At 59.3% G+C, this 13,840-nt stretch carries 13 protein-coding genes; 8 read left to right on the forward strand and 5 right to left on the reverse strand.

The features are described 5' to 3' along the window. Window positions 1-180 precede the first annotated feature (180 nt). Window positions 181-672 (reverse strand): hypothetical protein, encoded by a 492-nt coding sequence (locus ACUTJJ_RS14315; protein ID WP_445542585.1) that lies wholly within the window; start codon window positions 670-672, stop codon window positions 181-183. Between the two features lie 207 nt (window positions 673-879). On the opposite strand from ACUTJJ_RS14315, the gene ACUTJJ_RS14320 reads away from it, so the two are divergent. From ACUTJJ_RS14320 to ACUTJJ_RS14350, 7 genes are all read left to right on the forward strand, one after another. Continuing rightward, window positions 880-2,808, forward strand: a complete 1,929-nt coding sequence (locus ACUTJJ_RS14320) for a BTAD domain-containing putative transcriptional regulator (RefSeq protein WP_404494670.1) — start codon at window positions 880-882, stop codon at window positions 2,806-2,808. 8 nt (window positions 2,809-2,816) lie between these two features. Further along, window positions 2,817-3,245: a hypothetical protein gene (locus ACUTJJ_RS14325; RefSeq protein WP_063946870.1), complete on the forward strand. Its 429-nt coding sequence runs from the start codon at window positions 2,817-2,819 to the stop codon at window positions 3,243-3,245. Window positions 3,246-3,261: 16 nt separating this feature from the next. Further along, complete coding sequence (locus ACUTJJ_RS14330) at window positions 3,262-4,479, forward strand: YcaO-like family protein (RefSeq protein ID WP_445542586.1); 1,218 nt, start codon at window positions 3,262-3,264, stop codon at window positions 4,477-4,479. Next, window positions 4,479-5,192 carry a TfuA-like protein gene (locus ACUTJJ_RS14335; RefSeq protein ID WP_445542587.1) on the forward strand — a complete coding sequence of 238 codons (714 nt, stop codon included), beginning with the start codon at window positions 4,479-4,481 and terminating at the stop codon, window positions 5,190-5,192. The genes ACUTJJ_RS14330 and ACUTJJ_RS14335 overlap by 1 nt, the downstream gene beginning before the upstream one ends. Next, window positions 5,120-6,325, forward strand: coding sequence for a hypothetical protein (locus ACUTJJ_RS14340; protein ID WP_445542588.1), 1,206 nt, complete (start codon window positions 5,120-5,122; stop codon window positions 6,323-6,325). Before ACUTJJ_RS14335 ends, ACUTJJ_RS14340 begins: the two co-directional genes overlap by 73 nt. 128 nt (window positions 6,326-6,453) lie before the next feature. Continuing rightward, window positions 6,454-6,891, forward strand: a complete 438-nt coding sequence (locus ACUTJJ_RS14345) for a helix-turn-helix domain-containing protein (protein WP_144576530.1) — start codon at window positions 6,454-6,456, stop codon at window positions 6,889-6,891. Between the two features lie 93 nt (window positions 6,892-6,984). Continuing rightward, on the forward strand, window positions 6,985-7,218 hold the full coding sequence (locus ACUTJJ_RS14350) for a hypothetical protein (RefSeq protein ID WP_063947040.1): 234 nt from the start codon (window positions 6,985-6,987) through the stop codon (window positions 7,216-7,218). 186 nt (window positions 7,219-7,404) lie between these two features. On the opposite strand, the gene ACUTJJ_RS14355 is transcribed toward ACUTJJ_RS14350, so the two are convergent. The 3 genes from ACUTJJ_RS14355 to xylF all read right to left on the reverse strand — a co-directional run bounded on the left by ACUTJJ_RS14355 (window position 7,405) and on the right by xylF (window position 10,640). After that, window positions 7,405-8,187: an ATP-binding cassette domain-containing protein gene (locus ACUTJJ_RS14355; protein ID WP_144576531.1), complete on the reverse strand. Its 783-nt coding sequence runs from the start codon at window positions 8,185-8,187 to the stop codon at window positions 7,405-7,407. Window positions 8,188-8,205: 18 nt separating this feature from the next. After that, window positions 8,206-9,510, reverse strand: coding sequence for a sugar ABC transporter permease (locus ACUTJJ_RS14360; protein ID WP_404495036.1), 1,305 nt, complete (start codon window positions 9,508-9,510; stop codon window positions 8,206-8,208). An 89-nt stretch (window positions 9,511-9,599) separates the two neighbouring features. Further along, on the reverse strand, window positions 9,600-10,640 hold the full coding sequence (xylF, locus tag ACUTJJ_RS14365) for a D-xylose ABC transporter substrate-binding protein (protein WP_063946865.1): 1,041 nt from the start codon (window positions 10,638-10,640) through the stop codon (window positions 9,600-9,602). A gap of 243 nt (window positions 10,641-10,883) precedes the next feature. Between xylF and ACUTJJ_RS14370 the strand changes: the two genes are divergently transcribed. Continuing rightward, a complete protein-coding gene (locus tag ACUTJJ_RS14370) occupies window positions 10,884-12,116 on the forward strand; it encodes an ROK family transcriptional regulator (protein WP_404494674.1) in 1,233 nt (410 codons plus the stop codon). A gap of 19 nt (window positions 12,117-12,135) precedes the next feature. Here ACUTJJ_RS14370 and ACUTJJ_RS14375 read toward each other — a convergent pair whose 3' ends face one another. After that, complete coding sequence (locus ACUTJJ_RS14375) at window positions 12,136-13,680, reverse strand: glycerol-3-phosphate dehydrogenase (RefSeq protein WP_404494675.1); 1,545 nt, start codon at window positions 13,678-13,680, stop codon at window positions 12,136-12,138. Between the last annotated feature and the right edge of the window lie 160 nt (window positions 13,681-13,840).

Consider the following 13,840-nt stretch of genomic DNA (forward strand, 5'->3'; position numbering starts at 1 on the left):
TCCCCCTGTTACGCAGATTACCTGAATTCGGCATCGTAATGGTCCACACAATAAATAAAGAAATATGGTCGCAGCAGGCAAGGACGCGCCTTGCCTGCTTGCGGCGTCAGATCCGGCCCCCGCCGCGCGATCCAACGCTTTAACCCCCGTTACTGCGGCGCCCTTGCGACAATGATCGCCTTAAGGAGCCAGTCCCACTGGCAAGCTACGCCTGCCCGTATAAGGTTTTGCTTCTCGCTGGAGCAGAAAGACAGATTTTTCCACCGGCAACGGTTCCACCGTTGTGTATCGCTGGAACCGCTTGGAAAACTCGAACCGGATGAGCCTGCCGTCGAACTTTCCCGCCAGCACACGGTAGTCATTAACGACTTCGTTCATGATTTCGAGCTCTTCGCCCCACGCCCAGCCGCCATAGGACGTGCCTTCATTCGAGCGCAGCACGATCTCGAAAAAATGCCCGCCTGCGACCATCGGCATACGAAAGAGAATATCGAGATTGTCCTCGTCATCCTCATCCCCTCTTTCTGCCGATAACCGCGCATGCGCTACTCTCGCCTGCACCAGGGCCGACACTGGATAAAATGGGCGGCCTTTGAACCACATGAATTCACTGACCGCGTATCCGACGTCGTCGGCTCGCTGGTAGGGTTCGATGCGTGGCTCAAACGCCATGTAGCTTCCGTTAAACGCTATCACTTTCGCAATTCCCGATGCCCGCCTGCCCACACCCGCGTGCCCCATGCCTGCCGTGTTGCACCACTCTTGATGCTTCTGACCACGACAATAGGCATGCCGCGTCACACCAGCGTCAAATGAAGGCTGTGGTGGCTTTCAATTTCGCGGCCACGTTGTTAGATGATAGGGGGACAAGGGGAAAAAATGGCTGGAAACGCTGATTTGATACCGATCCGGCTTTTTGGCACACCGCGCTGTGATGCGGTGCGGGAAGCGTTTTTTCCGTCCAAGGGCTTCGCCCTCACCGCCGCCCTCATCCTGGCGCCGAATCAATCCCTTTCGCGCCAGCACGCCGCATCACTACTGTGGGAAAACGTCGAGCAGAAAAGAGCGCTTGGTAATCTGCGGCAACTGATCCTGCGCCTGCAGAAGCTTGCCGATGACGATGAAGCCATCCTTCTCATCGAAGGAAACGATCTAAAGGCGGGCAAGCTTTCGCAGCGTACCGACCTTGCCATTTTCCTTGCCGGCGCAAGGGCAGACGACCCGATGCAGCGCCTCAATGCGCTGCTTGAATTTGGCGGCGAATTGCTGGAGGGGCTGGAGGCCGGGCAGGATCATCTCTACCTCTGGCTGCTTTCGGAGCGCCGTCGCCTGAGGGATCTGTTCTTTTCCAGTTACACCCAGCTTCTGGAAGAGTTGACGCGGTTTGGCCGTGCGAGTTCAAACGATATCGCAAGGCTTGCCGAATGCGCTCGCAGGATAGAACCCGAGCGCGAAGAAACCTACCGTGCTGCCATGGCGGCCTATGCGCGCATCGGAAACATCAGCGCCTGCGACAATATTCACGAGTTGCTGCTCGATCAATTGCGTCAGGAGGGTCGCGCGCCCGAGGCTGAAACCGTCGCGCTGAGGCGCAGGATACAAAGCCTCACCGCCACGATAACGGCGCCTGCGGACGCGGAAATCGGGAAGCTTGCAAAATCCGCCACCAAACCGCGGGTCGCTTTCGCCCTGCCGGCAAAGGTCGACGGTCAGCCGGTTTCTCCCGTCATGCAGGCCTTTGTCGAGGATGTCGCTAACAGCCTTGTCCGGTACCGGACCTTTACCGTGCTTTCACCGCACAGCACTTTCGCGCTGGCGCATCAGCGGGCTGACGACAGCTATGCCATGCTGCGTGCGGATTACCGGGTCATGTCGACAGTGTTTGACGACAGCCGCATGTCCGTCGCGCTGATTGAAGAGGCAAGCGGCGAAATCGTCTGGTCGCTGGAAGCTGTTTTGACCCCGCGGCAAATCCATGCTGCCTTTCGCCTGCTCTCGAAACAGGTCGCGGCAGCACTTGCGCGCGAAATCGAGCGGCTTCAGGTGGAACCCGACCGCAACCATAACGGCGAGGCCTACCGGCAATTGCTCGAGGGTCAACAGCTTCTGCGGGGCAAATGTGATCTGCCGCTGCTGCGAAGAGCCCGTTCCATGTTCCGCAAGGCCGTCGATCTCGACCATAGCCTGGCGGTCGCACGCGCACGCGTGGCGCAGAGCCTGCAACTGGAATGGCTGATGCTCGGCGGCAACGACCCGCACCTGCTGCACCGCGCCAAGGCAGAAGCCGATTCTTCAATCGATATCGATCCGGCGCTTGGCGTCGGCCACTGGATGTGCGCCGTGGTTGCACTCTACCAGCGGGATTTCGACACATCTGCCGAAAAATTCTTCGAGGCTGAGGCGCTGGCGCCCAACTCAGCCGATCTTCTGCTTCAGCATGCGGATGCGCTCGCCCATTTCGGAGATGCGGAAATCGCCTGGGAAAAGTTTCAGCAGGCGATCGATCTCAATCCTTTGGCGCCTGACATCTACTGGTGGGCCGGCGCCAGCATCGCATTCAAGCGCGAGGACTACGGTACGGCAGTCGAATTGTGCGGGCGAATGGAAAATGACGAGCCGGCCCTGCGTGTCCTCACCGCCAGCCATGCGCTGCACGGCGATCTCGTTGCAGCCAGGGAAAGTGGGAGCAGGCTTCAGGAAAACTATCCGGGCATGACGGCAAGGGAGATCAGCAGCCTGTCTCCCGACCGCGACCCGGTAGCGAATGAGAGATTTTATCAAGCGCTTCGATTAGCTGGAATTAAATAGGAGATATTATGTCCTCGCATTTCTTCATTGTTGGAAAAAAGGATTTCGGTGTTCTTTTCATCCGCACCGCACCGCTGCGGGTCGCATCCGTCTCGCACGAGACAATTGCCGCTTATGAAGCCGCTCATCCCGGCGTGGACGGCTATGCCCGCGTCGCTGCCGCCGCAAAGTCCATGCTTGTCCGCCAGAACGGTGAGCCGGATGCGGAGTTGGATCAGGCCCAGATCCAGGGCATCGAAGCCCTGGTCGCCGGCGGCGCCGTGGTCTCCGAGGCCGATTTCGCCTTTATCGGCGAGGTGAATGATGCCGGCTGGGACTTCAACCGCATGGTCCAGGCCCCCATCGAAGCAGCCCTGAAGGCTGTCGGTCCTGCCGGCTCCGTCACCGGCGAGCTGTACGATGCGATCCTCTCCGACGACACCGGCGTGTCCCGCTGATCACGGTTCCACTGCCTTGACAGACGACGGCGCGTCCAATTCCGAGGCAACAGCGTCAAGGCAAGCCGACGCCTGGTTCTCCGATCCCGGGCTGCTTCGGCGGTTCGGGATTTCCCGCGTCGGCGACGTAACCGGCCTTGATGTTATAGGCGTTCCCGTCTGGTTTGCGGTCCGTCCCAATTCCCGCGGACTGTCTGTCTCGCAGGGCAAGGGGCTTGTTGTAGAACAGGCTCGGGTTTCGGCCGTCATGGAAGCGATCGAGGGCGCCGTTGCCGAAAAAACCCGCCAACACGTCGCGGCTTTCGGGTCGCTGCTGGACATGCGGGATAAAGGCGTTCCCATTATCCCCCTCGAAACTGTCGGCAGGGTCGACATGGATGTTCTCGATCCGCGAAAAGAACGTGGCTGGGTTAAGGGTTTGTCAATCCGCCAGGAAGGGGACGTTTTTGCACCTTACGAACTTGTCGGCATGGATTTCCGCGTGGATTTCCCATGGGACCGGCAGGCCTTTCGCATGAGCTCCCAGGGGCTAGCAGCGGGTTTCGATTACGACCATGCCGTCCTCCACGCCCTGCTTGAACTCATCGAAAATGACGCCAGTGTCCTCCTCGACACGTTCGAAACCCGCGCGATAGCCCCGCAGCCCGCTTTCATCGCGGCGGGGACCGACCGATCCCTCGACAACCTCGTACAGCGCCTGATGAATATCGGCATGATACCGTCTTTCTTCGACCTTACGAATGGACTTGACGTGCCCGTGGTCATGGCAACCCTGCCCCGCCCTCTTCAGGCGCAGGATGGGCCGACCAGCAGACATGCCGCGGGTGCCGCCTGCCGCCCTGATTTCCACGGCGCGGCACTCGCAGCCCTGCTGGAAGCCATCCAGTCCCGCCTGACAGATATCAGTGGCGCGAGAGACGATCTCGCTCCTCTGCGCTATCAAAGAGACAGAGCAGTTGCGGAACCCTTGAGTCACAGCATGCGGCCGGTGAAAAATGTGCCGTCCGATCTGTATTTCGCCAAAGGCACCGGGTCCGCGCCGGCATGGCGGCAACTCGCAAGCCACCTTTTCGCGCGCGGTATCGATGATATCTTTGTCTTCCCCCTGCAAACGATGGTTTCCGGCCTTTACGTCGTGCGGGTTCTTGCGAGCGGCCTTGCCCCTGCCGGCAGCGGACTTCAAAACATATCGCAGCGCGGCCTGGATCATCTGCTGACGTTGGGAGGGTTTTAATGAAGCCGGTGGTTTTTGCAGGACCGTCCATCTACGGCATGGCCAGAGAATCCATCCCCGACCTCGACCTTCGCGGACCGGCGGTCTGCGGCAATATTTTCGACGCCACGCGCAAAGGCGCCAAGGTCATCGGCTTGATCGATGGTCTTTACGGCGATTGTGCCGCCGTTTGGCATAAGGAAATTCTTTACGCGCTATCGAATGGCGTCACCCTCTATGGCGCCGCCAGCATGGGGGCGCTCAGGGCCGCGGAATGCGCTTCCTTTGGCATGATCGGTATTGGCGAGATTTTCGAGGCCTATCGGGACGGACAGCGCTTCTCCGACGCGGATGTGGCTGTGAGCCATGCACCCGTTGAACTCGACTACCGTCCGCTGACCATCGCCCTGGTCGATGCCGAGGCAACCCTTAAAGCTTGCCGCAACACGATCACGCGTGAGGATTATAACCAACTCATGCGCGCTGCCGCTAATCTGCATTTCAGCCGCAGAACCTGGCGCTCCATTGCAATCGAGGCAGGCTTCGGCTCCCCAATGGCGGATATGCTCGCGGCCAATGCCGTCTCGATCAAGCGGGACGATGCGGCGTGCCTATTGGCAGCAGTCACCGGCGATAACGTGAAAACATCACCGCCGCCATCTTGGAAATTCCAAGACACCATGTTCTTTCAGCAGTTGATTGCGCGGCAGACCGCAGCGGAAAAGAAAACGTGAGCGCGGTCCCGCACCCGCAACTCCTCACGGATTGCGGTGGGCTTATCGATACGATAGCCTTTGCCCTGCCTGGATCGTTTTTTGCTGAGAAGGCGGCCTGGGACGACGTTTCTCCGCTCATTCCTATCGGCAATCTACTCTCTGCCCTGCCCGCAGATGTCAACGCTGCTATTGTTGTTGGTCGCGCAAGCCTTACGCCGGCACAAAGCTGGCTGAGCGGACGGCAACTCAAATGTTCTGCCGCGTTGATCCCTCTCGCCGGTCAGGATGACGTCCCGCATCCATGGGTTCAGGATATGCTCCATGTGCGCGTTGGCGAAGGGGACGCCGGGGCGTCTTTCGTTACCGTCACGGCGAATGCCGTTGGCACCAGTCTGGCTGCTTTCATCGGAGCGACGGTCACGCCCCCTGATGTCTTACTCCATGGCGGCAACCATCTCGTCGGGCCAAATTTCCGGCTGGTGGGTCAATCCAGCCTGCAGGGGGACCGAAGTGTCGGCACTCATCCGCAACGATGGCAAGAGATCCGAGCTTTCGATACGAAAGACCTCTTCAGTTTCGGATACAGACCAGACGATCTCGGCAACGGCCATACTTTACGCCGAGCCAGCGTGACCGAAAGTGGTGGAGCGGATGCTGCCCAAAAAAACATTCACCAATGCGGCTTCCACGTCGATCAGTTCGTCTCCGTAACGGGTATGACCAGAACTGGTCGACCTCTACTGCTCGTCGCCGATCCGATTGCGCATGGCGGATGTGACCGCGTCGCAAATGATCTGAAACGAAAGCTGGATGCCTCTGTCCTCTCGCTTGACCGGCAAGGATTTGAGATCGCCCGAAACCCCATTGCCGTGTCACCGGCGATCGACAGCAACAAATGCATGCCGAGGCTCTATAACAACGTCATTCTTGAAAACGTCACGCGTCCCGGACAGGAACGGCCATTTGTCTGGGTGCCCTGTTTCGGCGACGCAGAGCCGCTCGCAGAATTCGACGTAAAGAACTGCAATATTTGGGAAGAACTGGGCTTCAAGCCTGTCCCTGTCAGTGGATGGAGCCATCTTTCGAGCCGCAACGGTGCGTTGCGTTGCGCGACAAAAATTGTAAAAAGGAGTCCGAATATAAAAGTATGAACAGAAAAACGTCTTATTCCGTCAATAAAGCTTCGCAATACCCGTGGAAATTGTGTTGAATGTATACCTTCAACAATATTAATAGACAATTCTCGGATTAAAAGCCTCACAACTGGAGGAAAGTGGAAATGCAGGCCAAACTACCCAGCCCGATCGATGTGCACGTTGGCGCACAAATCAGAATGCGCCGCAAGTCGCTCGGTATGAGCCAGAGCGCTCTGGCGGGGCGATTGGGCATTACCTTCCAGCAGGTGCAGAAATACGAGAAGGGCGCCAATCGCGTCGGCGCTTCCCGGCTGCAGGCCATTGCGTCGATCCTTGGCGTGGACGTCAGCTCGCTGTTTGCCAACGCCACGCCGGACGTCGGCTCCAACAGTGCCGCACTCGGCACGATCAACGCCATGCAGTCGTTCGTGGCATCGAACGAAGGGTTTGCGCTCAATCAGGCCTTCTCCCGCATCAAGAGCGCGACCGTTCGCAGAAGCATTGTTGCGCTTGTGACATCGCTTGCGGTTTCCGAAACGACAGAAAATAACGCCGCATCCATGGATAAGACCGACGATTGACTCGGGTGTGACGCTCGCGTGACGCTCGGCATGGAAGATGATGAACAACGCGGGATCAGCGCGTTTCACATCGTCGACTGTCGAGAGGAAATCATGGTGGCGTCTACCACAGCAATACTTGAACAGGACAATGGAGACGAGATACTGGCGCTCGGGCGTATGGTATCCTATCTCTGCCAGCGCTCAAAAGCCCTGGAACTGGGCATGTCGACTTATTTTCTGGAAATGGCACTGCTATCGCTTGCTCAGGACATCAGTCAGCAGGAGCTGCCGCTGGTCAGCGCAGAGCTGAACGCAGCCGCTTTCTCGCAGACCGATCTTCATTGACGTGACACTCAGCGATGGGTGCACGGCTTGCACCCTTTCAGGCTGGCGCGGTTGCGACATCAGCCGCGTTTGGCAAGGCATGACAACAATGGCCCGGTCTCACGCCGGGCCTTTGATATTTCCAGATGTCTGAACGAGCATCTTATCGGACCAACAACCGTATCTAAAGGCCCTACCGCGCCGTCGTCAGAACGGCACCGCGCCCGGACCCGCCACAGCACCCGGTGGCACCTTGCCGAGAATGATCATGCCGAGCACTTCGTCCTTGGTGACATCTTCGGTCCGCGCGTGACCCACAACCTTGCCGTTTTTCATGACAAAAACCCGGTCAGCCAGATCGAAGACATCGTGGATATCATGGCTGATGAGGAAGATTCCGATGCCCTGTCGTTTCAGTTCCTTGACGAGGTCGCCCACCTGCGCCGTTTCCTGCGGCCCGAGGGCGGCAGTCGGCTCATCCATGATGAGGATGCGGGCGTCGAACAGAATGGCGCGTGCAATGGCGACTGACTGGCGCTGACCGCCCGAGAGCGCCTTCACCGGTTCCTTGAACCGCCGGAAATTGGGATTGAGACGCCCCATCACCTCACGGGCCGAGGCTTCCATGGCGACATCATCGAGCGTACCCCATTTCGTCTTCAGCTCGCGTCCGAGATAAAGATTGGCCGCCGCATCGACATTATCCGCCACCGCCAGCGTCTGGTAAATCGTTTCGATGCCGTACTTCTTCGCGTCGCGCGGATTGCGGATATCCGCGTCCTCGCCATTGATGAGGATTTCGCCCCCATCCCGCCGGTATGCACCCGACAATATCTTGATGAGCGTCGATTTGCCTGCGCCGTTGTGGCCGAGAAGGGCGACAACCTCGCCGGGGAAAAGATCGACTGAGGCGTTTTCCACCGCGTGGATACCGCCGAAGGAAATGGAAATATTGCGCATTTCCACGAGGGGCGTGACTTGTTCCGTCATTGGGGTTCTCCTCGGTTCTTACTTGGCGCGGGCGCGGTAGATGGTGTCTAGCCAGACGGCGACGACCAGGACCACACCGACGACGATGCGCTGGAAGGGCGTATCGATGCCCACCAGCACCATGCCGGATTGCAGCGATTGCATGACGAGTGCGCCGAGCATCGCACCCGCTATGGTGCCGACGCCGCCGGCAAGCGAGGTGCCGCCTATGACCGCAGCCGCGATGGTGTAGAGCTCGTCGAGTTCACCCTGCGCGTTGGTGGCCGCGTTGAGGCGGGCCGTCGAGATTGCCGCCGCGATGGCGCAGAGAACGCCCATCAGCGTGAAAATCTTCACCGTGACCCAGCGGGTCTTGATGCCGGCGAGTTCCGCCGCTTCCGGGTTGCCACCTATGGCGAAGACATAGCGGCCGAAGCGCAGTCTTGTCGCGATGAAGGTCATGACGGCACCGACGGCAAGCGCCATCAGCACCGGGACGGCAATGCCATGCGGAATGAACAGACCGCCATCCGGCCATGCGATACCATTGGCATCGGCATAATTGCGGGCGATATTGACCGGCCAGGGGTAGCTGTTGACGACGGCAACGAAACCGATGACAACAAGGCAGCCGAGCGCCGCCAGGAAATATTCCGCCCAGACCGGCCGCAGCGGGAAACCGAAACGGCGGCGCTGATGGCGGGAATTGAGGATGGCAGCAACGATCGCGACACAGGCGATGACAGCAGCGATCCAGCTCCATGTCGCGCCGATCGAGCCGCTGGTGCCCCCGCCCATAAGGCGGAAGGTGGAATCCATCGGCGCCACGGTGCGGCCGCTGGTGACGAACCAGGTGCCGCCGCGCCAGACCAGCAGACCGCCAAGCGTGACGATGAAGGACGGCACATTCAGAAAGGCGATGATCGAGCCCTGCAGCATGCCGATAGCGCCACCGACGAGGATGCCGACCAGAAGCGTGACGATCCATGTCGCCCAATGTTCGAAACCGAGGATTTGAGGCAGGATTTCCGCCTGCATGACGCCCATGATCATGCCGGAAAAACCAAGAATGGACCCCACTGACAGATCGATATTGCGGGTGACGATGACAAGCACCATGCCCGTCGCCATCACAGCCACTGAGGCGGTCTGCACCGAGAGGTTCCAGAGGTTTCGCGGCGTCAGGAACAGGCCGCCGGACAGGATATGAAATCCGATCCAGATCAGAAGAAGCGCGCCCACCATGCCGAGCAGCCGGGTGTCCAGTTCGGTCGCGCTGATAAAGCGCGAAATCGAGCCCGCCTTTTCAGCCTTGGGGGACGCTGTGGAATTGGATTGTGTCATATCGGCCATGGACTGCCGGTCCTCCTTACATCTGAAAGGCGCCGCGCCACCTGATCGTGACGCGGCGCCCAAACATCAACCTACCGGTCTCAGTTGCAGGCCTTGACGGATCCGGCCTTCACACCCTGGCAGGCCGTTTCCTTCTTGATCCAGCCGGCGTCGATGACAGTGCCGAGATTGTCCTTGGTAATGGCGATCGGCTTGAGGAAGACCGACTGCATGGTGACCTTCTTTGGCCCGCCATCAAAGGTGGTGACGCCCTTGATCTCGGTCATCTTCTTGCCACCGGCCAGTTCCAGCGCAATGCCCGCCGCTTCCTTGCCCAGTTCACGGCTGTCCTTCCAGACGGATACCGTCTGCGTGCCAAGCGCAACGCGGTTGAGCGCGGCGAAATCCGCGTCCTGACCGGAAACGGGAACCGAACCGGCCATTCCCTGTGCGGCAAGAGCGGCGATGGCGCCGCCAGCCGTGCCGTCATTCGAGGCGACGACCGCATCGACCTTGTTGTTATTTTTGGTCAGGAACTGTTCCATGTTCTTCTGGGCGTTTTCCGGCTTCCAGCCATCGGTATAGGCCTCGCCGACATTCTTGATCTTGCCGCCGTCAATGGCCGCCTTCAGCACTTCCTGCTGACCGGCGAACAGGAAATCCGCATTCGGATCGGAAGACGAGCCCTTGATGAAGACGTAGTTGCCTTCCGGCTTGACCTTGAAGACTTCGGCAGCCTGAAGACGACCGACTTCCTTGTTGTCGAAGGTAATGTAGAAGGCGTTCTTGTTTTCGATCAGACGGTCATAACCGACGACCGGAATACCCTCGGCCACGGCCTTCTCCACAGCCGGGCCAATTGCGTCGCTGTCCTGCGCCAGGATGATCAGCGCGTTGGCGCCCTGGGAAATCAGCGATTCCACGTCGGTGAGCTGCTTTGCGGCAGAGGACTGCGCGTCGGCGGAAATGTATTTCGCACCGGCCTTGTCGAGCGCTGCCTTGATAGCCGCCTCATCCGTCTTCCAGCGCTCCTCCTGGAAATTCGACCAGGAAACGCCAACGACGAGGTCAGCCGCGATGGCGGCGGTGTGCAGGGAAACGAGTACGGCTGTACCCGCCAAGAGCTTGGCAAATGAATTCATGATGTCCTCCCGGTAAGAGCGCTGCCCCACACCTCCATGCGGGGGAACACGCCCGAAAAAGCTGCCGGTCTCTGTGGTTTCACAATTTTCTCGACAGTCGAGAAAATTAATGTCAGAGATTCCCGATGCTGTCAACAACGGCTGGAGACAGCATGCGGGTGCCTTGATCTTGCTTTCGGCATGCGCCATCAGAGCGAAAAAGCACGACAGGAAAAAAGCCGTTCAGGGAGCATGCCCCAGCCCATGTCCGCCATTGCAAGTACGGAACTGGTGCGCCAGAAAAACAGCCTGTCGGTAATGGCAGCGTTGCGCCTGCACGGCAGTCTGTCCCACACCGACATGTCGACATTCACCGGGCTTGCCTCCGCAACAGTCTCGGCCATCACCACGGAACTGGAGCGGGCCGGAATCATCCTGCGCAAGGAACAGATCGCGGCCGCAGGGCGCGGGCGGCCGCGCATTCTCTTTGCACCTCGCGGGGCCTTTTGTCATGTCGCCATCGTCATCATCTCGTCCGACAGCGTGCAATATTCGCTGGTCGATTATGCCGGGAAGCTGGTGGATCGCTTTACCGAACAGAGAATGACGACTGAGAAAGGCAGGTTCGGTGGGGCGATCCGTGCTGGCCTCGCAAGGCTTGCCGATCGCTCGCGCATAGACCGACATGATATCCTGCAGGTCTCGATCAGCAGCAAGGGGCTGGTGGATGCAGCGACGGCAACGCTTCTCTGGTCGCCGGTTCTCGGTGACGAAAAGATCGATTTCCAGCAGCTGATGTCGGCGGATCAGCCCACGCGCGTGACGCTGAACAATGAAACGCTGCTTGCCGCCAAGGCCATCTGGATGCGGGAGCAGGCGAAGGACGGTAGTGCAACAGAATCCCTTGTCACGCTGTCACTCGGTCACAGCATCGGCCTCGGCATTGCCCGCGCCACCGGCGGCGCAATCGAGGTCAGCGCCCCCAATTTCGGCCATATGCTGCATCTCGCCGACGGCGCTTTATGCCGCTGCGGCACCAGAGGCTGTATCGAAGCCTATTCGGGTTTCTACGCCATCCTGCGCTCGGCCTTCGAAGCACCGCCGCAGGCAGAGCCGGCAAAATTCGTTCCTGTCGCCGAGGTGGACAAGATCGCCGCCTCCGCCCGCGCCGGCGCGCGCATGGCTCGCTTCGCCTTCCGTACCGCCGGCCTTGCGCTCGGCAACGGCCTTTCGCGCCTGTTCAGCCTGCACGGCCATATGCCGGTTTTCATCACCGGACCCGGCACACGCTATTTCGACCTTCTGGAGAGCGGCCTGCGCGACGGCCTTGCGCAATCCCAAGCCGTCCGTTTCGGCGGCATGCCAAAAATGGCCATTGCCCCCAACGAGCCGGAACTGGTGTTCGAGGGCCACATGGAACACGCGCTTTCCGCTGCCGACGATTTTATTCTGAGCGCCGAAGCCGCTCAGAAACCGGTGCGGAACTCGGCGGGCTGAGAAGGCAGCCGACGGGTGTTCAGGCCCGCTGCGCCACGGCTTCCGGATTTTCTCTGACGCCTGTCAGCTCGGCCAAGAATTCGTCCAGCGCGGCCGCCTCGTCCTTGCTCAAACGCAGGCCCTGTTTTGTGCGGCGCCAGAGAATATCCTCGGCCGAAAAAGCCCATTCATTCTCCACCAGCCAGCGCACTTCGCACTCGTAAAGCGTGCCGCCAAAATGCCGGCCAAGGCCGGAAACATCGGTGGCGGATCCGAGCAGGTGCGCTGCCTTCGTGCCGTAGTTTTTGACGAGCCGTTCGGCATAGTGCTCATCCAGGAAGGAATAACGCGAGAGCAGCGTCTTCACCTGCGCGTCAAATCGATGCACACCAAAATCGCCGCCTGGCAGGTGGGAGCCCGCCGTCCACGGCTTGCCCTTTTCACCGATTGCGGCACCGATCTTTTCCAGCGCATGTTCCGCCAGCCGCCGATAGGTGGTCAGCTTCCCCCCGAAGATGTTGAGAAGCGGCGCTTCGCCCTCTGCCTCTTCCACCTTCAGCACGTAATCGCGGGTGGCCTCCTGCGCCTTCGAGGCGCCGTCGTCAAAGAGCGGTCTGACGCCGGAATAGGTCCAGACGATATCTTCCGGCCGAACCGGCTCGCTGAAATAGTCGCTGGCCGCGTTGCAGAGATAGGAAATCTCTTCCTCGGAAATGCGCACCTTGGCCGGATCACCCTTGTAGTCGCGATCCGTTGTACCGATCAGCGTGAAATCCCGCTCATAGGGAATGGCGAAGATGATGCGATTATCAGGGTTTTGGAAGAAATAGGCGCGCGGATCGACAAATTTTTTGCGCACGATGATGTGGCTTCCCTGCACGAGCCGGACATTATGAACATCGTTGCGCCCGAAGACACCGGACAGCACATTGTCCACCCAGGGACCGGCGGCATTGACCAGCATGCGCGCCCTGTGTGTGGCCGCCCGACCGGTTTTTTCGTCCAGTGTCTCGATGAGCCAAAGCCCGCCTTCACGCCGCGCCGAAACGACCCGGGTGCGGTTCATGATCGTTGCGCCGCGATTAGCCGCATCGCGTGCATTGAGAACGACGAAACGGGCATCATCCACCCAGCCGTCGGAATATTCGAAAGCCTTGGCGAAAACAGGCTTCAGCGGCTTGCCAGCCGGATCCTTGCGAAGATCGAGCGTGCGCGTCGGCGGCAAGAGCTTTCGGCCGCCGAGATTGTCGTAAAGAAACAGGCCGAGCCGAACCATCCATGAGGGACGCACGCCGCCTTTCTGCATTGGCAGAACGAAACGCATGGGCCAGATGACATGCGGCGCCATGGCCCAAAGGATTTCCCGCTCCATCAGCGCCTCGCGCACGAGGCGGAATTCGTAATGTTCGAGATAACGCAACCCACCGTGAATGAGCTTGGTGGCGGCAGAAGACGTGCCGGAAGCGAAGTCGCCTTTTTCCGCAAGCGCCACGGAATACCCTCTGCCCACCGCATCGCGGGCAATACCGCAGCCATTAACGCCGCCGCCGATGACAAAAAGATCAAATATGTTTTCGCCGGACATGAAGCCTCCGCGACAAATGCAAGGGAAACACCCTATATGGAAAGACACCTACATAAAAACGAAAACAAAACGAATGTCAAAAGAAAATAAACGAACCAAAGAGGCGCACGTGAAAGCATGCCCGTGAGTGGTGCCTCACAGGGTGAGCCTCCTAGGAGAT

The organism is Agrobacterium sp. DKPNP3 (assembly GCF_052686535.1).

Coding starts and splice junctions, on each gene's coding strand:
- ACUTJJ_RS14315 (WP_445542585.1), bottom strand. CDS start 672: ATGGCGTTTGAGCCACGCATCGAACCCTACCAGCGAGCCGACGACGTC.
- ACUTJJ_RS14320 (WP_404494670.1), top strand. CDS start 880: ATGGCTGGAAACGCTGATTTGATACCGATCCGGCTTTTTGGCACACCG.
- ACUTJJ_RS14325 (WP_063946870.1), top strand. CDS start 2,817: ATGTCCTCGCATTTCTTCATTGTTGGAAAAAAGGATTTCGGTGTTCTT.
- ACUTJJ_RS14335 (WP_445542587.1), top strand. CDS start 4,479: ATGAAGCCGGTGGTTTTTGCAGGACCGTCCATCTACGGCATGGCCAGA.
- ACUTJJ_RS14345 (WP_144576530.1), top strand. CDS start 6,454: ATGCAGGCCAAACTACCCAGCCCGATCGATGTGCACGTTGGCGCACAA.
- ACUTJJ_RS14350 (WP_063947040.1), top strand. CDS start 6,985: ATGGTGGCGTCTACCACAGCAATACTTGAACAGGACAATGGAGACGAG.
- ACUTJJ_RS14355 (WP_144576531.1), bottom strand. CDS start 8,187: ATGACGGAACAAGTCACGCCCCTCGTGGAAATGCGCAATATTTCCATT.
- ACUTJJ_RS14360 (WP_404495036.1), bottom strand. CDS start 9,510: ATGACACAATCCAATTCCACAGCGTCCCCCAAGGCTGAAAAGGCGGGC.
- xylF (WP_063946865.1), bottom strand. CDS start 10,640: ATGAATTCATTTGCCAAGCTCTTGGCGGGTACAGCCGTACTCGTTTCC.
- ACUTJJ_RS14370 (WP_404494674.1), top strand. CDS start 10,884: ATGTCCGCCATTGCAAGTACGGAACTGGTGCGCCAGAAAAACAGCCTG.
- ACUTJJ_RS14375 (WP_404494675.1), bottom strand. CDS start 13,680: ATGTCCGGCGAAAACATATTTGATCTTTTTGTCATCGGCGGCGGCGTT.